We start from the raw sequence: 19,952 nt of genomic DNA on the forward strand, positions 1-19,952 counted from the left end.
AAATACGCTAAAAAATTAACAAAAATTCAACGGAACGAGCTCAACCCCTTTAAAACTAGGGATTGAGAGATATTTCAAAACAATTTTTCTAATGAAATAAAGCGATTATTTTCGGTTAAACATAGTTTAAATTGTTCTTTAATGCCCGATGGCGTGATAAATGAGCGAAACCTATGAGCTGGAATACGAATTTTTTTCCCTAATTGAGAAGTAACTTGAACTGATTTTACTTTCCCTGTGTATATTTGCTCACATTGCTCATAATTTAAATCTAAATAAAAAAGAAACTGTTTCATTATCTGTATATTAAAAAATTTTTTTAATCATAAATCAATTTGTCAGCATTATAAATAATGTGCCATTTATTACCATGCGTAAATGACACATTATTAAAATTATAACAATAATACTTAGTTTAATGCCTTTGATACTTTTTCATAAAGATCTGAGCTCAAATCTTCAATGTCAGCTAATCTCTCTAGCTGTTGTTTTATAAGTTTTTGCCTTTTTACATTATATTTTTGCCATGACATTAAAGGCGTGATCATGCGCGATGCATTTTGTGGATTAATGTCATTCAGTTTTATGAGTAAGTCAGTTAATAATTTATAACCTGAGCCATTTTCATTATGAAACTGTTTAATATTAAAATGGGTAAAACTGCCAATTAATGCACGAACACGATTTGGATTTGCATAATCAAAATGTGAATGTGAATATAAAGATTGTAAATGCGCAACAATATCAGGTTTATCTTGCATAGCCTGCAGTCCAAACCATTTGTCCATCACTAGAGCATCTTTTTCCCATTTAGATTCAAACGCAATTAGCATGCTCTGTGATAGCTCATGATTAGCATGTACTGCTGAACTTAATGCAGCTAATGAGTCTGTCATATTAATCATTTCAAGCTGTGCATTTAATGCTTCAACCATGCAAATTTCATTTTGTTTTGCTAAATAATGCAAACATGCATTTTTCAGTGCACGTTTACCCACCACTTCTGTGCTAAGGTTTTCGCATTCATTCACACTATTTTCATTTAGTTTATTATAAACATCAAAAAGCACTGTGTTTAAAGTCTGCGCAATTTGTTGCTCAAAGCTATCTATTGCCTCAATTATGCTATTTATCGGAACTTCTTCATATTCCGCTGCAATAACATCATAACTAGGCAGTTTTATTAATTGAGCAGCCAGCTCTAAATCAATTGTATTATCTAATAAAATATCACTTATTAACTCAGTGATATTTTTAGGTAAATCAATATTGTCATTTTTCACCGCTGCTTTTATATTCTTTATCAGCAACATTTGCTGCGCATCCCAACGAGAAAAGTCAGAACTTGCATGGCGTACAATATGGCACAATTGTTCATCAGAGTAATTGAAATCTAATTGACAAGGCGCTGAAAAATCTTCTAGTAATATTGGAGTTGGTTTAGTCTTTATATTATCAAAGCTAAACACTTGCTTACCTTGAGTAACATTTAAAACTTTACAAATAACATTACCCTCATAAGTTAATTGTAATACCTTGCCATCTTGGTCTAGAAGTTCAATTGAAAATGGAATATGTAAATTGTGTTTTTTATCTTGATCTGCAGTTGCAGTATGGACTTGGTTAATTTCAAGTTGATATACACCAGAAGTTTTATCAAACTTTTCTTTTACTACAAGTTTTGGCGTTCCAGATTGGCTATACCAGTGTTTAAATTGCGTTAAATCAATTGAAGATGCCTGCATCATTGCATTTACAAAATCATCACAGGTCACGGCCTGACCATCATGGCGTTCAAAATAAAGATCCATTCCTTTTCTAAAGTTTTCTTTGCCTAATAAAGTATGCATCATGCGGATCACTTCAGCACCTTTATTATAAACAGTAACAGTATAAAAGTTATTCATTTCTATTACTTGTTCAGGCCTGATCGGATGTGCCATAGGGCCTGCATCTTCAGCAAACTGATGAGTACGCATCGCTTTTACAGCGGCGATTCTATTAATTGCGCGAGAGCCCAAATCAGAACTAAATTCCTGATCTCTAAAAACTGTCAAACCCTCTTTAAGTGATAATTGAAACCAGTCTCTACAAGTTACGCGATTACCAGTCCAATTATGAAAGTATTCATGACCTATGATTGATTCAATCATGTGATAATCACTATCTGTAGCCGTTGCTTGATTTGCTAAAACACATTTACTATTAAAAACATTTAGGCCTTTATTCTCCATTGCCCCCATATTAAAAAAGTCAACGGCAACTATCATATAAATATCAAGGTCATATTCTAACCCAAACGTATCTTCGTCCCATTTCATTGATTTTTTCAAAGATGTTAATGCATGAGACGCTTTATTTAAATTTCCTTTATCAACAAAAAGTGCTAACTCAACTTCCCGTCCTGACATCGTTTTATAACTATCTTTTAAAACATCAAAATCACCTGCAACTAAGGCAAATAAATATGCGGGCTTTTTGAATGGGTCTTGCCAAACGGTATAATGACGGCCATCTTCTAATTCACCTTGCTCTATTTTATTGCCATTTGAAAGCAGATAGGGGTATTTTTTATCAGCAGTAATTTTGACAGTAAATGTTGCTAATACATCCGGTCTGTCTTGATAGTATGTTATTTTTCTAAAACCTTCAGCTTCACATTGCGTACAATACGCCCCTCCAGATAAATATAACCCTTCTAAAGAAGAGTTAGTAGCTGGTGATATTTCTGTCACTATACATAGCTCAAACTCATCTCGATCAATATTGATTATCAATTGCTCATTTAACAACTGGAAGTCATCAAATGCTTGACCGTCAATATTTATAGACAATAAATCAAGGTCTATGCCATCTAATACAAGTGCACCAAGGATAGGTTTATTATCACTGAAATTACGTTTCACTTTTGAAGTCGCGTGCACTTGTGTTTGTGTCGCTTTAAGGTCGAACTCAAGATAAATATCATAGATTGAAAAAGCGGGTTTAGTATAGTCTTTTAAATATTTTGCACTGGGAGGATTTGTATTTGTTAGATTCATAAAAAGTCCAAAGTGAATTTAAATAAAAACAACTCCTTAATAAGGAGTTGTTTAAAATTTTAATAAATTAAGATAAGTTGATTTTAAGAAGTTTGTTCCTGTTGTAAATGCTTAGGCTCTATTTTAAGGATCTTAATGCCTAAATATGCGTAAATAATAGCTAAAATTGGGTTAATTAAATTAAAGAACGCATATATCGCATAATCTAAAGGATTGACTAATAATACTGAGTGCATATACGCACCACATGTGTTCCAAGGGATCAATGGACTTGTAATTGTGCCTCCATCTTCAAGCGTTCGAGACAGATTGACACTTTTTAAACCTCTTCTTTCATATTCTTCTTTAAACATACGTCCAGGCATAACAATTGCCATATACTGATCTGCAGCAATCATATTTGTGCCAATACATGTTGCAATTGTTGACGTGATCAAAGAACCAGTACTTTTGGCTATTTTCAAAATACCACGAACAAAAACCTCTAACAGTCCTACTTTTTCCATAACAGCACCAAACATTAATGCCATCATAATTAGCCATGTTGTATTTAGCATGCTTGACATACCACCGCCACTGAGCAATTTATCCATTTTTTCATCACCCGTTATAACACTAAAACCATCAAAAAATGCGCTCCATACAAGTTTAATGGTTTCTATTAGTACATTTTGGTTATTACTTACCTGTGAAGCAATTAAATCTTGTTGAAAAATTAAAGCCCAAATAGCACCTAATAAAGCACCAATCGCAACAGCAGGAAAAGCCGGCATTCTTTTTAAAGCTAAGGTTAATAAAACAATCAATGGCACTAACATTTCTAAACCAATATTGAAATTAGTTAAAAGAATCTCGTTTATTTCTGTAATTCTTGTACTATCAGTGACATTTCCTGCATTAAAGCCCATAAAAGTAAAGATAACCAAGGCAATTGCAAAGCTTGGTACAGTTGTCCACATCATATGATGAATATGTGCAAATAAGTTTGAACCTGCGACTGCGGGTGCTAGATTAGTCGTTTCAGATAATGGGCTAAGTTTATCACCAAAATATGCACCAGATATTACAGCACCAGCCGTTACAGCTTCATCTAAACCTAGACCTGCTGCAACACCTAATAACGCAACACCAATAGTCGCAGCTGTAGTCCAAGAACTACCTATACTCATAGCAACGATGCCACATAAAATGCAACTTGCAGCATAAAACCAACTTGGGTTGATAAGCTGCAAACCGTAGTAAATAAGTGTAGGTACGGTACCAGATAACAGCCAAGTGCCAATTAATGCACCTACCATAAATAAAATCAATATCGCACCAAGTGACAAGGTAATCCCCTTGATCATCGCACTTTCTAAATCAGCCCATTTATGCCCATTTTTTAAACCAATCAGAACCGCAATTCCGGCAGAAAATAACAATGCGATTTGATTTGGACCATATGATGAATTATCACCAAAAAAATATACCGATGCACTGAGTAAAATAATTAACATCGTAATTGGTAATAATGCATCATAAAACTGTGCTTGCTTAATTTGCTTCACGTGTATTCCTCTAACAAAAGTTATTGGCAACATAATTTAAATAAAAGTGATATTTATATTTACATTGCACTTTATTTTTATAGCATTTATTCAATATTTGAATAACGCTGTTTTGAGTATAACAAACCTCAATCCATATTATTGAGCATAAATATAAAATGGCTTGGTTTTAAAAGTCTAAATTTATTTCTTTTATTTTCAATAAATTAATGACTAAGTTTAAATATCTAAATCTATATAAATGAATAGAAACATCTTTAATATGCATAAAAAAAAGCGCCTAAGCGCTTTTTTTTAAAACAACAAATATTATTTTTTAACGTAGCGCCCAAACTTTATATAGTCAGACGTAATTAATGCCGTTTCTTCTAAAAACGGATCCATTTCACTTAATATATCTGGAAGATCTTCAAGTGAAGTTACCGCTTTTTTACCTAAACGTAATAAACGCTTATTCACTCTGGCCAAAGAACGATTTTCGTTTTTATCTCTTTCAGCAATACGACTTGCTTCGATTAATGAAATTGATTTACGATCATTTTCTTTTTTGTAGCGTGCAATATCTTTGAAAACATAATTAAATTCAGGTTCAATTTTAATTCTTTCATCATGTTTCTTTTGCAAAAATTTAATAGACTCAGCTAAATCAGCCATAGAAGTATATTTTGCATTTCTTATGCTATCCCAAGGAAGCGCATTATCTTCTTGTGACTCTCCCCATTCGGCAGGGTCAATTGCTGACGGAAATGAGATATCTGGAATAACACCTTTATGTTGGGTACTACCGCCATTAATACGATAGAATTTTGCAATAGTGTATTGGATACTACCTAAGCTATTTTCATATAAATCGTAGTTACGACCAAGTCCTCTATGCTGCTGAACTGTACCTTTACCAAATGTTTGTTCGCCAATAACTACAGCTCTGCCATAATCTTGCATTGCTGCGGCAAAAATCTCTGAAGCGGATGCACTATACCTATCAACTAAAATAGTGAGTGGGCCGTCATAATATGTAATACCATCAACGTCTTTTTGTTGTTCTACGCGCCCATTAAGATTATGTATTTGAACAACTGGACCTTCATTAAAGAACAAGCCTGATAGTTGGGTTGCTTCGTATAATGAACCACCACCATTTTGTCTTAAATCAATTATGATGCCATCAACATTCTGTTCTTTTAATTTGGCTAATTCTTTTTTAACATCACCGGATAAATTGTTATAAAAGCCAGGGATATCAATTACACCAATTTTAGTATCAATATCGGAATAAATAGGCTTAAAAACTTCTGACTTTGCAGCTCTATCCTCAAGACGTATTTTATCTCTCGTAATATCTACTATTAAAGGTTTGCCGTGCGTATCAGCACCTTTTAGATATTGCAGGCGGACTAAAGTGCCTTTTGGGCCTTTAATTAATTCAACAACATCATCTAAACGCCATCCAATCACATCAACAAAATCTTCGCTACCTTGCGCCACACCAATAATACGGTCATTAGATTTTATTTTTTCTGACTTATCGGCTGGTCCGCCAGGCACTAAGCTGCGTATAACAGTATAATCTTCGTCATAACCTAGTACAGCACCTATACCTTCAAGTTCAAGATCCATGTCCATTTTAAACTGTTCTGCACGCCTTGGAGATAAATATGAAGTATGTGCTTCAATACTTCGCGCAAAGGCATTCATTGCAATTTGAAAAGCATCTTCACTATTTGTTTGAACAAGTCTTTTTAAAGTATAACTATAACGCTTTGTCAGAACGTCTTTAATATCAGGCCATTTTTTGCCCGTCATTTTAAGTCGTAATGCATCATATTTTACACGTTGACGCCAAATTTCATTTAGTTCAGATTGGTTAGTAGCCCATTCAGCTTCTTCACGATCAAAGTTATAAGCATCTTCTTTTTCAAACTGCATTTCTTTTTCTAATAAAGAAATAGAATATTGATAGCTATCAAACCGGCGTTTCATACTGATATTAAAAATATTAAAAGCAAAATCTAACTTGCCAGTACTTAAAGCATTATCAACGGTATATCGATATTTTTCGAACTCTTCGATATCAGATTTTAAAAAAATACGTTTACCAAAATCTAATGATTCAATATAACGGTCGAATATTTTTGTAGAAAGCTCATCATTTAAATCAATGAGCTTATAATGGGCGCGAGTAAAAAAATTAGTCACCCTTTTGCTAGCAGTACTATGTTGACTTTCTTGTTTTAAAACAGGTAAATCTTCTAGTGTGATTGTTTCTATTTTAGCAAACGCATTTGCTGCGATAAACGCAGCTGCAAGAGGAATGAGATTAAAACATTTACTCATAGACCATCTCCTTAGATAGTGAACAGACTTTCAGCCTTAGTCTTAACCAGCATACCGGTAACAATTACAACATGAATATCATCTTTATTGATTTCTGTAATTGTTCCATTTACTAATGTCTGACCTAGTTTTACTTTAACTTTAGCATCTAATTTAATTTGTTCCGCAGTTAAAGCAACTATTTTTCCAGAACGACGAGGCGCATTTTCGTTCTTAGGCTTAGCTGGTGTAGGTTTAGTTCCTTTATCCCCAGATTTATTTCTTGATGCTTGCTTAAATGGTTTTTTAGCACCATCGGTACGAGGACGTTGTTGTTTTTTTCGTTTAGCAAATTTAGCACGGCTCTCTTCGAGTGCCTTAACCGCATGGTCGATATGTTCTTGCTCAACTTTTTCACAGTCATTACCATCAAGATCAATACGAAACTCAACTTTACTGACAGCTTCAAGATAGCGCCAATGAGATGTATATTTACGTAATGCTTGACGTATTTGAGTTTTACTCACATTTTCGTTGTCTTCAATTCTTTGTGCGATATCTTTAAAAATACCGACCTTAAGAGGTTTAATTCCCTCTTTTTCTTTGAAGCATATTGAAAATTCTTTATATAAAAAAGCAAGAACTGCATTGATATCTTTTAACTTATCAGGGTTTTCTTGCACTACTTGTGCTGTTGTTTGTTCAATATCAGATACTTCTTGTTTGATATCTGCGATTTCTTGATTGCCAGTGGTACTCATTTCTAAACCTTTTATTCCATCTGCTCATCTAATGATGTCAGGACATGTTGATTAACCCAGTCGATCAACTCTTCGAAGTCAGTCTCTATGATAGCGGTATCGCCACGAAGATGTTGCCAAATACTATTAATTATATTTTCTATTTTGTCACATGATAAATCATCAGGTAATTGATCCCAAGCAATGTGGATCAATTCATTTAAATTTTCTGCGACTTGTTCTTCATTTCCTTCCCAATCACCTACATCACAATCAGAAACTAGAAAATCTTGAACATTCATTAAATCTTTCATTACAATTGGATCTCAAACTGATTTATCAGTGCTTCCAATCCTGCCTTATCTTGTTCATCAAAACGCGCAAGTTTTGGACTATCAATATCTAACACAGCAAATATTTTACCATTTTTAATTATAGGAACAACTATTTCTGAATTTGATGCAGCATCACATGCTATATGTCCGGTAAATGCATGAACATCATCAACCAATTGTGTCTGCTTTAATAACGCTGCAGTACCACAAACACCCTTTCCTATAGGGATCCGTATACAAGCGGGGTTACCTTGAAATGGTCCAAGTACAAGTTCGTCTGGTCCATCTACTAAATAAAATCCAGCCCAATTAATATCATCTAACGACATAAATAGTAGTGCACTTAAATTTGCCATATTTGCAATGATGTTTGACTCGTCCTCAATTAAACATTTTCCTTGCTCAACTAATGACTGATAAAACGCTTGCTTGTTCATATTTATAAATTAGCTACTTTTTAAAATACAATAATAAGCAAAGGTACTCTTTGTGCGCCTTAAATGAAACCTTTATCATTCAAAAATGCGACTTAAGGCACAAAAAACAAAACACTTGCTTATATAATAAACAAGCCCAGCTAACTTAGCTTCAATTATGGTCAATTTATTTGCTTACGAAGAGAAAATAAAAAAATCCCTCCTGCAGTTAAAGACATTAAGGTATTCACTAAAAAAATCATCCCCCCCATAGCACTAAAAGTGTAAGAAAATAATGCACCTGCGAGTAACGAAATTGTCAAAATAGTGCCATAATTTATTTTGTTAAATTTATGCAACAATAAATACCCAGGCAGAACACCCAATCCCATAGATAACCCAACTATATGTGCATTCGAAATTGCAGTCATAATGATAGAAACAAATAGCTTAGAATTGGCATTTTCTGATACTAAGGTATAATACAAACCAATTAAAACACCTATTAACAAAGGTGAAAGTAAAGAAAATAAAATACTGTTCGATACTGCTTTTTTATCTACAAATACTTTACATTTATTTTTTTTATTTAATACAATACTAGCCATAATTAAGTCCTAAATAGTTTTACTATATTTAGTGTTGATCAATATGTATTAATTATAAAATACGACAAAAGTCTATAAAAAATTGATTCACTATTTTCCTCCACCATTTCACTTTTATTAAAATATTAAAGTGAAATTTATAAGTTTTGGAACAAAAATGCTAACAATAAGAAAAGCAACAACAGGTGATATTGATATTGTATATGATTTAATAATTGCAATTGCCAAACACCATAATGAAGCACATCATGTTCTTACAAACAAGTCTGAATTATTAAATTCAGGTTTTACTGACGGAGCAAAATTTGGTGTATTACTTGCTAAAATAAATGGAGAAGTTGCAGGATATGCATCCTATACATGGAATTATTCTATTTGGTTAGGTTCATCATATATGAATATTGATGATGTGTTTGTTTGGGAGAGGTTTAGAAGTCAAAAAGTAGGTCAAGCTTTAATGCTAAAATGTAAAGATGAGTGTCAAAATCAAGGATATAGTAGAATAAAATGGGAAGTTGAGAAAGATAACCATAAAGCCATTAAATTTTATCAACGCCTAGGAGCACAAGTGAATATCAAAGGTGTATGTCGTTGGTCAGTTTAAGCTTAAAAATCAGATAAAATGAGACCTGCTAGGTCTCATTTTCATAAACTGACTCAAAATGTTCAACAACTGGAAAAGGGTCATAAAAGTGATGCAATAGTTTACGCCATTGTTGATACTCCATAGACTCTCTAAAACCTACCGTATGATCCTCAAGTGTTACCCAGTTAACTAATAAAATATACTTATTTGGTTGCTCAATACATTTTTGTAACTGATGTGATACATATCCTTGCATAGATATTATTATTTTTTGAGCTGATTCAAAAGTTAACTCAAACTCTTCTTCATGCCCTTTTTTTACATCAAGTACAGCCACTTCAAGGATCATTAAACACCATTACCATTAAAATATATTTACAGCATAAAATACCTAAAATATACCGGATCACAAGATAAAACTTCAAATACAATAATCCACACTATAATTAAAAGTACACATATAGACTTAAATTTATCTATGATAAGAATACATTTTATCGTCTTATATTTTGCATTAATACACTTCAATTCTTCAGCACATGATTTACTTGTGGCAAAATCATGCCCTGTTACTTTCAACCAGAGTCCGGTTGGCATTTTAGTCTTTTCATTTCCTTGGTTTCATAATAGCGGCAGTGATGCAGCCTACATAGCAAAAGATAATGCAACTGGCATAGGTATTGAAATTCATTTTTTTTCTAATAACCAAGGTCAAATTAAAGGTAAAAATATTGCAAAATGCCAAAAATATAGAATGGTACAAATACGTAAAACAAATGCTAAGTTATCAAAAAAACATAATGAAATTGAAATTGATGTACCAAACCAGTCAACTGAACCTTTTTATGATAACCATTTACTTGAATTTGGTTATGGCACACATAAATCCCCGATTGACAGCCAAGATAAGCCTTGGAAAGCGCAAGTTATGCGCGCATCCACTGTTGCTATTTACGATACCCCTTTTGTGTCTGACAGTTATGGCCATGAAGGGAAAGATATTAAAGTAAAATTTTAAACTTGCATTGTATGTCAACGTTCAGAGCTGTTTGATAGTATTCTATCTTGTGGTACTTGGGGGTTTGAACGTGAATATATGGGCGGTATGACAGGATGGTCAGAACCCGAAGCTTTATCTAATCAATGTTTATCCCAGCCAAGTGAACAGTATCATAATACGTTGGATAACTCTGAACGTATTTCATATCAATACTGGTTTGACTGGAGGTAGATATCTCTTAAGCAATTCGCTCTTGATATAACTTATTTAGAGCAAGTTCAATCGATAAGGAATCATCTTGTTTCATATAATATATAACGGTTCTCATAACAAAATCTACATTTTGCTTATGCTCTTTTGAAAATGCTTTCCCTAATTGTTTTAATTTTTTATCAAACAAACTTTTATCCATTTTTGAATGATATGCTTCAATTGCAATATTAAAACTATTTCCTTTTTCCAAATATAAGTCCTTCAATTTTGCCTTTGGCACACGGTATGTTTTGCTTGCAAAATCAAGCGCAGCTTTAAAATTTGAAAATTCATGTTCAAATACACTTATCATAACGACAGGAATGTGAGCAACTTTAAGTTTTTCACCATTGACTTCAAATTCGAAACCAATGAACTGGCTTCGCCTAGAGGATTCCTCCCCAAGTTCTATACCTGCTTGAACACATTTTTGTAAATTGTAATCAAGTTCAAGTGCTTCTTTTGTATCCCACATTTCATATACATTAATCGCTTTACTATATTTTTTTGCAATTTTTCTTTTCGCAATATCAGCTCGCTCACCGATTAAAGGTGACTTTTCCTGTTTTAAAGCAATAAAACACTCTTTACACGAAGGAACTTGGTAAAAATCGGCTTCATCTCGTGTTTGTAAATAATAATCCGCATATTTTTGTGGTGGGGCAAAGTCAAATTCAGTTGCAATGCAACCACAATAAAAACATGTATTAAAGTCTTTATTATGTACCGCAATCATCTTTTGATATAAATTGTTTTTATTCATGGTATTCAATCCTAATTTATTTATTGTTTTATTAAAGAATACCCATTCTTTTCATCTTTAATTTCATAACCCAGCTTACTGATTTTTTCTCGCAACTTATCGGATTCTAGCCAATTTTTAGACTTTCTTGCTTCAACCCTAAGCTCTGCCAATGAGATTACTTCTTGAGGAGCCTCTTCTAATTTAGGTAAAACATCTAGAGATAAGCCTAAAATACGATCAAAATATTTTGCAGTAGCTTTTTTATCTTTATCAGATATATCACTTTGAAGGAGCGCCCATAAAACGGTTAATGCTTGCGGTAAGTTTAAATCATTATTTACTTTATTAATGAACTCTATTTGGTATTGCTCAACAATATGGCCGCCATCAGGTAATTGACTAATCGTCTTTTTTAACCGTTTTAATGCAATACTTGCACTTTCAAGTGCATCCCAGCTAAAACTTAATTGACTTCTATAATGACTTGTTAATGTTAAATATCTATATGCCAAAGGATCGATACCTTCATTAATAATGCTTTTGAGCAATAAAGACTTTCCTGATTTTGATATTTTTTCTTTATTTAATTGCAAAAAATAGCCGTGCATCCAATAATTTGCTGGTTTATCACCATTACGTGCCTGACATTGTGCAATCTCATTTGAATGATGCACCGGAATATGGTCTTCTCCCCCAACATGTATATCAAAGATTTTACCTAAATATTTTTCACTCATAGCTGAGCATTCTATATGCCACCCTGGAAATCCTGTCCCCCAAGGACTTTCCCACTGCATCTGCCTTTTCTCTAATGTATTATCGGTTACATTACTAAACTTCCATAATGCAAAGTCTGTCACATTTTTTTTATCTGCTATCTCTACACGTGAACCAGCTTGAAGACCTTTAATATCTAATCTGGCTAATTGTCCATATTCAAAATTATTATCGGCAAGTTTTTGTGTATCAAAATATATTCCATCCGTTGTTTTATAAGTGAACCCATTTTTTTCAACATCAAGAATATAATCAATTTGCTCTTGAATATGGTCTGTAGCCCGACAGATAGTTGTTGGCCTAATGATGTTTAGCTTATCCGTATCAGATAAAAAAGCTTTTTCAAAATAAAGTGCAATATCCCACGCTGACTTATTTTGTTTTCTGGCACCTTTTTCCATTTTATCTTCACCAGTATCTCCATCTGAAACTAAGTGACCAACATCTGTTATATTCATTACATGATTAACAGCATAATTATTCAGCTCTAATGCTCTACGCAATAAATCACTAAAAATATAAGTTCGTAAATTACCAATATGAGCATAATCATACACCGTTGGTCCACATGCATATAAGCTTGCTTCGTTATTATTGATAGCATTAAACTCAACGACTTCACGTTTATAGGTATCGAAAACTCTTAACTTATTAATAATATTGCTCATTTTATCTCTTAGCTTTAATAAATAGTTGATATTCAGATATAAAAAAAGCCGTTGATGTGAGTCAACGGCCTTATTCAAATTAGATTGAAATTTAAATAAAAAATAACCGCTGTAATATAAAACAGCAGCAAAGTTTATTATGTTTAATTTTTATAATATTTAATTTCATAAATTTGATACTAACATGATCCCCTAAAAAAAAAATAGTTAAATTTAGGGAATCATTTAAAAATAGTTATTTGACTATTATTTCTAATTTTACCCCAGTATAAGCAGCATAGCCCTTAAGACCTACATGCCAAGTATCCGCATTAGTTATAGTTTCATTACAAGCTTCTGAGTTACCATTTTTCCATGGGCGGCAATCATACAATGATGCTGTAGGTTTACTACCTTTTCTCAGATACATATCAGCGTCTCCTGTACCACCAGAAAGCGTTACACTAATATTTTTAGCATCAACTGGTACATCAACAGAAAAAAACTGCCATACATCTTTTTCACCGGAAAGATCTGTTTTTGTTACTGTAATTGGTAGTGTACTCCCCCCTAAAGTATACGAACCTATCAAATTCATATTAGAGTAAGCAGCATAAGCCGAAACCATTATTGAATATTCACCACTTTGCGTTAATGCACAGTGCTCAGTATTATCATTTTCTCTAGAACGACAATCATAAATACTTGAACTTGCTTTTTCTCCTAGCTTTACATATAGATCTGCATCTCCAGTTCCGCCAGAAGTTGAAACTGAGATATTTGATGCACCGGAAGGCACATTAAAGCTATAAAATTTTTCACTTCCTTTATCAGCTGAAACGACTATATTTTGGTTGTTTTCAAGTACAATCACTTCAGGTGGTGTAACAGGACCACTTCTAAAATTGGCCATAGCATTAGAAGTTAAATTTAAAACTCTTGCATTGTTGCTATCAGAGTTTGTTCCCATAACATCTCCAGCATATGATTTATCGGGGTTAGACCAATAATTAATACGAGTGCAACCAGAAGTACAATTGTATGCCATCACTGTTCGCCAGCGTGATTGTGGGTCTTGATAACCATGGCCATAATCATAAGGAGTTGTTGTTGGATCATTTTCAGGATTATGGCGTGCACCTTGTAAATGTCCAATTTCATGACCAAATGAATAGTAACCCGTCGCACAGTCGTAATCTACAATTACAAATGCAGATGATGCATTCGCACCAATCGCATCAGCTTGACCGCAATAACCATTGACATCATTTACTAGAACAACAACATCTGCGCCATATTGATCTCTTAATGTATGTACTTCGTCCATATAACCGTCATTAGTAGCAGCTAAACGAGTCAAATCTGTACTTGAATTGCTTGCCTCTGTATAAGTCACTTGCGCTTTATGAACAACAGATACTTGTGCATTTATTGCAGAATTAGCATAGCCTGTATTTGTTTCTACAACAGCTAAGTCAATCAAGCTATTTATATCAGCAACCTTTGATTTTGCGGCTGCTGTGTACACGACTAAAAGTTTAATATCTGCAGAAGCAACTGTGGCAATCGTATTTTGTACTGGATTTAATAAGCTATTCGCACTTAGCTCTTGTATTGAATTCTTTACGGAGCCATTAAAACCTTCATGATGTTCTTTTGGTGCATTTATTTCATCAATCTCAGTGATACTGTGGTTATTATTTTCTATTGGTCTAATTTTAAATAAACGATTCTCTAATTTAACCGTACCTGTTACACCAGACCCTGCTTGAATTAACGTTGCGCGTCCCCCTTTTTGAGTTTCCCCTAACCACACTATATTACCACTATTACTAATAGATGCTGTTTGTTTACTAAACTCAACTTGTTTACCATCTATAGGGATAGATAAAGTTAACGTCTTTTGAGTAACTGAGAATTGTGTACTTGATAAAACCACTTGGCTTTTTTGATGAATTTTTAATGCAATCGGTGAATTAAATGACTTTACTTCAAATAAAGCCTGCTGTGCATTAACATTTACGGTAGCAAACATTGCTAAACTTATTAAGGTTTTTTTCATTATTATCTCTTATTATTTATTACCTGAAATAGGTTCTAAGAATAATAAACAAAAAAACAATGTTAGCAAATTGTTAATTGAAATTACATTTTACAAAGTAACAATTTTGTAAAGATTGTTTTACTTTAAGGAACTAAATTAGTTTTAAATGGATACATAAAAGCCCTTCTTCTCCAAAGGGCTTTTAATTTTCAGATCGGGATGCTTTTATATCTATTTCTACAAATTGGTTACCTAATCTATTTTTTATTTTGATTCTCTATATTCATACAATAGCTACCATTTTAAAATAAAACTGTGAGCAAGCTCACACAATTAGAAATAAATTATATTTTTTTCTAATCTTACAAAGTTGTAATTAGCTAAAGTCTCAGTGTCATACCATAATTATGCATAACAACAGGCAGTATTTAGGCTAATAATTGACTACTGAACATTCAAAAATAGAATTTGAAAACTTAGGTAACTTTTTGACGTATTGTCATAAAAAAACTTATTCCGCAAAAAGCTCTATTGTCAATACAGGTGAAGCAAGTAAATCGTTATTTTATCTTATCGAAGGGTCTGCAAGTGTTATCATTGAAGATGAAGACGGGCATGAAATTATTGTTGCCTATTTAAATTCTGGCGAATTTTTTGGTGAAATGGGTTTATTTGATGAGCATCCAATCCGCACAGCTTGGGTAAGAGCAAAAACACAATGTATCATTGCTGAGATCAGCTATAAAAAATTTGAATCTATTATACAAAAATTCCCTAAATTAATGTTTACAATCACTTCTCAAATAGTAAAAAGACTCAGTAATACAACCGTTAAAGTTCGAGAACTTGCATTTATGGATGTCAGTGGGCGCATTGCAAGTACGTTACTGCAACTATGTAAAGAACCAGACGCTTTAACACACCCTAAAGGTATGCAAATAAAAATTACGAGACAAGAAATCTCTCACTTAGTAGGCTGTACACGAGAAGTCGCAGGAAGAGTATTAAAAAACTTAGAGCAACAAGGATTAATATCTGCAAAAGGAAAAACGATTGTCGTTTTTGATATATAAATTTAGACATAAAAAAAGCCACCTAAGTGGCCTTTTATTAGAATAAACTAACTTGCTAGACTACCAGCCAGTTTTTTCTGTAAGTGCTTTACCGATCTCAGCTAGTGAGCGTACAGTTTTAACACCAGCAGCTTCAAGAGCAGCAAACTTCTCTTCTGCAGTACCTTTACCGCCAGCGATAATTGCACCAGCATGACCCATACGCTTACCTTCTGGTGCAGTAACACCAGCAATGTAAGATACTACAGGTTTAGTAACATTATGCTTGATGTATTCAGCAGCTTCTTCTTCTGCAGTACCACCAATTTCACCAATCATCACGATTGCTTCAGTTTGGTCATCTTTTTCGAACATTTCTAGAACGTCGATAAAGTTAGTACCTGGGATTGGATCACCACCAATACCAACACAAGTAGATTGACCAAAACCAGCATCAGTCGTTTGTTTTACTGCTTCATAAGTTAAAGTACCAGAACGTGATACGATACCTACTTTACCAGGCTTATGGATATGACCAGGCATGATACCAATCTTAGTCTCGCCAGGAGTGATAACACCTGGACAGTTAGGACCGATCATACGAACACCAGAAGTATCTAGTTTAACTTTAACGTCAACCATATCTAATGTAGGAATACCTTCAGTGATACAAACAATTAGCTCGATGCCAGCATCGATAGCTTCTAAGATTGCATCTTTACAGAAAGGAGCTGGTACATAGATTACAGATGCAGTTGCACCTGTTTCTTTTACAGCATCACGAACTGTGTTGAATACAGGTAAACCAAGGTGAGTTTGACCACCTTTACCAGGAGAAACACCACCTACCATTTGTGTACCGTACTCAAGCGCTTGCTCTGAGTGGAAAGTACCTTGGCCGCCAGTGAAACCTTGACAGATTACTTTTGTATCTTTATTAATTAATACAGACATTATTTGCCCTCCGCAGCAGCTACTACTTTCTCAGCAGCATCTGTTAGAGATTCAGCTGCAATGATATCAACATCAGAGTTAGCTAATACTTCACGACCAGCTTCAGCGTTAGTACCTTCTAAACGTACAACTACAGGTACATTTACACCAACTTCTTTAACTGCACCAATGATACCTTCAGCGATCATGTCACAACGAACGATACCACCAAAGATGTTTACTAAAACAGCTTTAACGTTTTCGTCAGAAAGAATGATTTTAAATGCTTCAGCTACACGCTCTTTAGTAGCACCGCCACCAACATCTAGGAAGTTAGCTGGCTTGCCGCCGTGTAAGTTTACGATGTCCATTGTACCCATTGCTAGGCCTGCACCATTAACCATACAACCAACATTGCCATCAAGCGCAACGTAGTTTAGTTCCCACTGTGCAGCTTGTGCTTCACGCTCATCTTCTTGAGATGGATCATGCATTTCACGGATTTTAGGTTGACGGTATAAAGCATTACCATCGATACCTATTTTACCGTCAAGACAATGTAAATTACCTTCATCAGTGATTACTAATGGGTTAATTTCTAATAATGCAAAATCAAAATCATTGAACATTTTTGCAAGACCCATAAAGATCTTAACAAACTGCTTCATTTGAGTTGGGTTTAAACCAAGTTTAAAGCCAAGCTCACGTGCTTGATAAGCTTGAGGGCCTACAAGTGGATCGATTTCCGCTTTATGAATTAACTCAGGAGTCTCTTCAGCAACAGTTTCGATTTCAACACCACCTTCAGTAGATGCCATGAATACAACTTTACGAGTACCACGGTCAACAACTGCACCTAGGTATAACTCGTTAGCGATATCTGTACAGCTTTCAACTAAAATTTTTGAAACCGGTTGACCGTTTTCATCTGTTTGGTAAGTAACTAAGTTCTTACCTAACCAGTTTTGTGCGAAATCTTTGATTTCTTCTTTAGTCTTTACTAGCTTAACACCGCCAGCTTTACCACGACCACCTGCGTGTACTTGAGTTTTAACAACCCACATATCACCGCCGATTTTATCCGCCGCTTCAGCAGCTTCTTGAGGAGTATCACAAGCGAAACCCTCAGATACTGGTAAACCATATTCGGCAAAAAGTTGTTTTGCCTGGTACTCATGCAAATTCATGATGCTTTATCCAATTTTTTTGTACTAATCAAGCTGAATTTTTATTCAACTTCCCAAATTGCGCGGATAGTATAGATCTACGCACGATACAAAGAAATACCCTGTATCAAGAATTGCCAATAAAATTACAATAGAACTAATATTTATTCGCAGTTGTTAATTTTTAATCTAAATACGAGTTAAAAATCAACCAAAAAAAAGCTGCAACCTTAAGGTGCAGCTTAAATATTAAATTAATCTATTAAACATCTAACAGTAAACGCGTTGGATCTTCAAGCAACTCTTTTATTGTCACTAAGAAACCAACAGACTCTTTACCATCAATTAATCTATGATCGTAAGAAAGCGCTAAATACATCATAGGTAAAATCTCAACTTTACCGTTAACTGCCATAGGTCTGTCTTGGATTTTATGCATTCCAAGAATTGCAGCTTGTGGCAAGTTTAAGATAGGCGTTGAAAGTAAAGAACCAAATACACCACCATTAGTGATAGTAAAGTTACCACCTGTCATGTCATCGATAGTTAATTTACCATCACGACCTTTAAGAGCAAGCTCACGAATATTTTTTTCTATTTCTGCACAAGACATTTTATCGCAATCACGTAAAACAGGTGTAACCAAGCCACGTGGAGTAGATACTGCGATGCTCATATCGAAGAAATTATGGTATACGATATCATCGCCATCAATTGATGCATTTACTGCAGGGAAACGCTTAAGCGCTTCAGTTACAGCTTTAACATAAAAAGACATAAAACCTAAACGGATATCATGGCGTTTTTCGAACGCATCTTTGTACTGCTTACGAAGGTCCATGATTGGCTTCATATTAACTTCATTAAATGTCGTTAACATTGCAGTTGAGTTTTTAGCTTCAAGTAAACGTGTCGCGATTGTTTTACGTAAACGTGTCATAGGTACACGTTTTTGAGTACGCTCGCCAACAGGTGCAGGAGTGGCAGCTACTGGTGCTGACTTAGCCGCTGGAGCTGGTGCTTTTAAGAAGTTATCTACATCTTCTTTAGTTACACGACCATTTTTTCCAGTACCGTTAATTTTAGCAGCATCAAGGCCTTTCTCTGCGATTAAACGGCGTACTGATGGTGTTAATACATCAGAACTTTCGTCTGAAGCAGCTGGGCTAGCAGGTGCTACTGACGCTGCAGCAGGAGCTGCACCAGCAATAATCTTACCGATTAACTGTTCACCTAGAACTGTATCACCTTCAGCGTGAATATGCTCACCCATAACACCATCTTCAGGTGCAACAACTTCAAGAACAACTTTATCTGTTTCAATATCAACTAAGTTTTGATCGCGTGAAACAGCCTCACCTGGTTGAACATGCCAAGCTGCTATTGTTGCATCTGCAACTGATTCTGGAAGTACTGGAACGTTAATATCCACTGGGTTACCTTCTGATGCTGGCGCTGCAGTTGCAGGCGCTTGAGTATTTGCTGGAGTTGCTACAGCACCGGCTGCACCAACTAATGCGATAAGTTGCTCACCTAAAACGGTTGCACCTTCTTCTTGACTAATTTCAGTTACAACACCATCTTCCGGTGAAACAACTTCAAGTACAACTTTATCTGTTTCGATATCTACTAAGTTCTGATCGCGGCTTACTGTATCGCCAACTTTAACATGCCAAGTTGCAATTGTTGCGTCTGCTACAGATTCAGGAAGAACTGGAACCTTAATTTCGGTTGTCATCTCATCAGATCC

19 protein-coding genes are annotated in these 19,952 nt (G+C 34.5%); 4 read left to right on the forward strand and 15 right to left on the reverse strand.

The genetic code is table 11. The annotated features are described in order from the left end of the window. Nucleotides 1-74 precede the first annotated feature (74 nt). From BM088_RS04330 to BM088_RS04365, 8 genes are all read right to left on the reverse strand, one after another. The gene (locus BM088_RS04330) at nucleotides 75-296 is read right to left on the reverse strand and encodes a DUF2835 family protein (RefSeq protein ID WP_091980380.1); all 222 of its coding nucleotides are present in this window, start codon (nucleotides 294-296) and stop codon (nucleotides 75-77) included. Nucleotides 297-410: 114 nt separating this feature from the next. Beyond that, a complete protein-coding gene (gene pepN / locus BM088_RS04335) occupies nucleotides 411-3,041 on the reverse strand; it encodes an aminopeptidase N (protein ID WP_091980385.1) in 2,631 nt (876 codons plus the stop codon). A gap of 83 nt (nucleotides 3,042-3,124) precedes the next feature. Beyond that, nucleotides 3,125-4,588 (reverse strand): Na+/H+ antiporter NhaC, encoded by a 1,464-nt coding sequence (nhaC, locus tag BM088_RS04340; protein WP_425439273.1) that lies wholly within the window; start codon nucleotides 4,586-4,588, stop codon nucleotides 3,125-3,127. A gap of 309 nt (nucleotides 4,589-4,897) precedes the next feature. After that, nucleotides 4,898-6,922 carry a carboxy terminal-processing peptidase gene (gene prc, locus BM088_RS04345; protein ID WP_091980394.1) on the reverse strand — a complete coding sequence of 675 codons (2,025 nt, stop codon included), beginning with the start codon at nucleotides 6,920-6,922 and terminating at the stop codon, nucleotides 4,898-4,900. Nucleotides 6,923-6,933: 11 nt separating this feature from the next. Continuing rightward, nucleotides 6,934-7,662 (reverse strand): RNA chaperone ProQ, encoded by a 729-nt coding sequence (proQ, locus tag BM088_RS04350; protein ID WP_091980399.1) that lies wholly within the window; start codon nucleotides 7,660-7,662, stop codon nucleotides 6,934-6,936. Nucleotides 7,663-7,673: 11 nt separating this feature from the next. After that, nucleotides 7,674-7,955, reverse strand: coding sequence for a hypothetical protein (locus BM088_RS04355; protein WP_091980404.1), 282 nt, complete (start codon nucleotides 7,953-7,955; stop codon nucleotides 7,674-7,676). Continuing rightward, nucleotides 7,955-8,413, reverse strand: coding sequence for a GAF domain-containing protein (locus BM088_RS04360; protein WP_091980409.1), 459 nt, complete (start codon nucleotides 8,411-8,413; stop codon nucleotides 7,955-7,957). Before BM088_RS04360 ends, BM088_RS04355 begins: the two co-directional genes overlap by 1 nt. A gap of 161 nt (nucleotides 8,414-8,574) precedes the next feature. Beyond that, complete coding sequence (locus BM088_RS04365; RefSeq protein ID WP_091980412.1) at nucleotides 8,575-9,000, reverse strand: hypothetical protein; 426 nt, start codon at nucleotides 8,998-9,000, stop codon at nucleotides 8,575-8,577. Nucleotides 9,001-9,157: 157 nt separating this feature from the next. On the opposite strand from BM088_RS04365, the gene BM088_RS04370 reads away from it, so the two are divergent. After that, complete coding sequence (locus tag BM088_RS04370; protein WP_091980417.1) at nucleotides 9,158-9,604, forward strand: GNAT family N-acetyltransferase; 447 nt, start codon at nucleotides 9,158-9,160, stop codon at nucleotides 9,602-9,604. 28 nt (nucleotides 9,605-9,632) lie between these two features. On the opposite strand, the gene BM088_RS04375 is transcribed toward BM088_RS04370, so the two are convergent. Further along, a complete protein-coding gene (locus tag BM088_RS04375) occupies nucleotides 9,633-9,935 on the reverse strand; it encodes an antibiotic biosynthesis monooxygenase family protein (protein ID WP_091980421.1) in 303 nt (100 codons plus the stop codon). Between the two features lie 201 nt (nucleotides 9,936-10,136). Here BM088_RS04375 and BM088_RS27660 point away from each other — a divergent pair, with 201 nt between their 5' ends. Then, a complete protein-coding gene (locus BM088_RS27660; protein WP_245763752.1) occupies nucleotides 10,137-10,604 on the forward strand; it encodes a hypothetical protein in 468 nt (155 codons plus the stop codon). Between the two features lie 87 nt (nucleotides 10,605-10,691). Next, complete coding sequence (locus BM088_RS27885; protein ID WP_281247141.1) at nucleotides 10,692-10,817, forward strand: hypothetical protein; 126 nt, start codon at nucleotides 10,692-10,694, stop codon at nucleotides 10,815-10,817. A gap of 7 nt (nucleotides 10,818-10,824) precedes the next feature. On the opposite strand, the gene BM088_RS04385 is transcribed toward BM088_RS27885, so the two are convergent. From BM088_RS04385 to BM088_RS04395, 3 genes are all read right to left on the reverse strand, one after another. Continuing rightward, a complete protein-coding gene (locus BM088_RS04385; RefSeq protein WP_091980424.1) occupies nucleotides 10,825-11,601 on the reverse strand; it encodes an FYVE zinc finger domain-containing protein in 777 nt (258 codons plus the stop codon). A gap of 20 nt (nucleotides 11,602-11,621) precedes the next feature. Next, entirely contained in the window at nucleotides 11,622-13,028 is a 1,407-nt protein-coding gene (cysS, locus tag BM088_RS04390; protein ID WP_091980428.1) for a cysteine--tRNA ligase, read from the reverse strand. Nucleotides 13,029-13,263: 235 nt separating this feature from the next. Next, nucleotides 13,264-15,069: a pre-peptidase C-terminal domain-containing protein gene (locus BM088_RS04395; protein ID WP_091980433.1), complete on the reverse strand. Its 1,806-nt coding sequence runs from the start codon at nucleotides 15,067-15,069 to the stop codon at nucleotides 13,264-13,266. Between the two features lie 422 nt (nucleotides 15,070-15,491). On the opposite strand from BM088_RS04395, the gene crp reads away from it, so the two are divergent. After that, nucleotides 15,492-16,124 (forward strand): cAMP-activated global transcriptional regulator CRP, encoded by a 633-nt coding sequence (gene crp, locus BM088_RS04400; protein WP_091980438.1) that lies wholly within the window; start codon nucleotides 15,492-15,494, stop codon nucleotides 16,122-16,124. A 60-nt stretch (nucleotides 16,125-16,184) separates the two neighbouring features. Here the strand turns inward: crp and sucD are convergent, their stop codons facing one another. From sucD to odhB, 3 genes are all read right to left on the reverse strand, one after another. After that, nucleotides 16,185-17,057 carry a succinate--CoA ligase subunit alpha gene (sucD, locus tag BM088_RS04405; RefSeq protein WP_091980443.1) on the reverse strand — a complete coding sequence of 291 codons (873 nt, stop codon included), beginning with the start codon at nucleotides 17,055-17,057 and terminating at the stop codon, nucleotides 16,185-16,187. Further along, nucleotides 17,057-18,223, reverse strand: a complete 1,167-nt coding sequence (gene sucC, locus BM088_RS04410) for an ADP-forming succinate--CoA ligase subunit beta (RefSeq protein WP_091980447.1) — start codon at nucleotides 18,221-18,223, stop codon at nucleotides 17,057-17,059. Before sucC ends, sucD begins: the two co-directional genes overlap by 1 nt. Before the next feature lie 241 nt (nucleotides 18,224-18,464). Further along, nucleotides 18,465-19,940, reverse strand: coding sequence for a 2-oxoglutarate dehydrogenase complex dihydrolipoyllysine-residue succinyltransferase (odhB, locus tag BM088_RS04415; protein ID WP_091980452.1), 1,476 nt, complete (start codon nucleotides 19,938-19,940; stop codon nucleotides 18,465-18,467). Between the last annotated feature and the right edge of the window lie 12 nt (nucleotides 19,941-19,952).

Origin of the sequence: Pseudoalteromonas denitrificans DSM 6059 (assembly GCF_900112265.1) — a bacterium.
Classification (GTDB): domain Bacteria; phylum Pseudomonadota; class Gammaproteobacteria; order Enterobacterales; family Alteromonadaceae; genus Pseudoalteromonas; species Pseudoalteromonas denitrificans.

Excerpts from the sequence above, each read along its gene's own strand:
- BM088_RS04330 (WP_091980380.1), bottom strand. The coding sequence starts at position 296 with ATGAAACAGTTTCTTTTTTATTTAGATTTAAATTATGAGCAATGTGAG.
- BM088_RS04365 (WP_091980412.1), bottom strand. The coding sequence starts at position 9,000 with ATGGCTAGTATTGTATTAAATAAAAAAAATAAATGTAAAGTATTTGTA.
- pepN (WP_091980385.1), bottom strand. The coding sequence starts at position 3,041 with ATGAATCTAACAAATACAAATCCTCCCAGTGCAAAATATTTAAAAGAC.
- sucD (WP_091980443.1), bottom strand. The coding sequence starts at position 17,057 with ATGTCTGTATTAATTAATAAAGATACAAAAGTAATCTGTCAAGGTTTC.
- BM088_RS27885 (WP_281247141.1), top strand. The coding sequence starts at position 10,692 with ATGACAGGATGGTCAGAACCCGAAGCTTTATCTAATCAATGTTTATCC.
- BM088_RS04385 (WP_091980424.1), bottom strand. The coding sequence starts at position 11,601 with ATGAATAAAAACAATTTATATCAAAAGATGATTGCGGTACATAATAAA.
- BM088_RS04360 (WP_091980409.1), bottom strand. The coding sequence starts at position 8,413 with ATGAACAAGCAAGCGTTTTATCAGTCATTAGTTGAGCAAGGAAAATGT.
- BM088_RS04355 (WP_091980404.1), bottom strand. The coding sequence starts at position 7,955 with ATGAAAGATTTAATGAATGTTCAAGATTTTCTAGTTTCTGATTGTGAT.
- BM088_RS04370 (WP_091980417.1), top strand. The coding sequence starts at position 9,158 with ATGCTAACAATAAGAAAAGCAACAACAGGTGATATTGATATTGTATAT.
- BM088_RS04375 (WP_091980421.1), bottom strand. The coding sequence starts at position 9,935 with ATGATCCTTGAAGTGGCTGTACTTGATGTAAAAAAAGGGCATGAAGAA.
- BM088_RS04395 (WP_091980433.1), bottom strand. The coding sequence starts at position 15,069 with ATGAAAAAAACCTTAATAAGTTTAGCAATGTTTGCTACCGTAAATGTT.
- proQ (WP_091980399.1), bottom strand. The coding sequence starts at position 7,662 with ATGAGTACCACTGGCAATCAAGAAATCGCAGATATCAAACAAGAAGTA.
- prc (WP_091980394.1), bottom strand. The coding sequence starts at position 6,922 with ATGAGTAAATGTTTTAATCTCATTCCTCTTGCAGCTGCGTTTATCGCA.
- odhB (WP_091980452.1), bottom strand. The coding sequence starts at position 19,940 with ATGACAACCGAAATTAAGGTTCCAGTTCTTCCTGAATCTGTAGCAGAC.
- cysS (WP_091980428.1), bottom strand. The coding sequence starts at position 13,028 with ATGAGCAATATTATTAATAAGTTAAGAGTTTTCGATACCTATAAACGT.
- sucC (WP_091980447.1), bottom strand. The coding sequence starts at position 18,223 with ATGAATTTGCATGAGTACCAGGCAAAACAACTTTTTGCCGAATATGGT.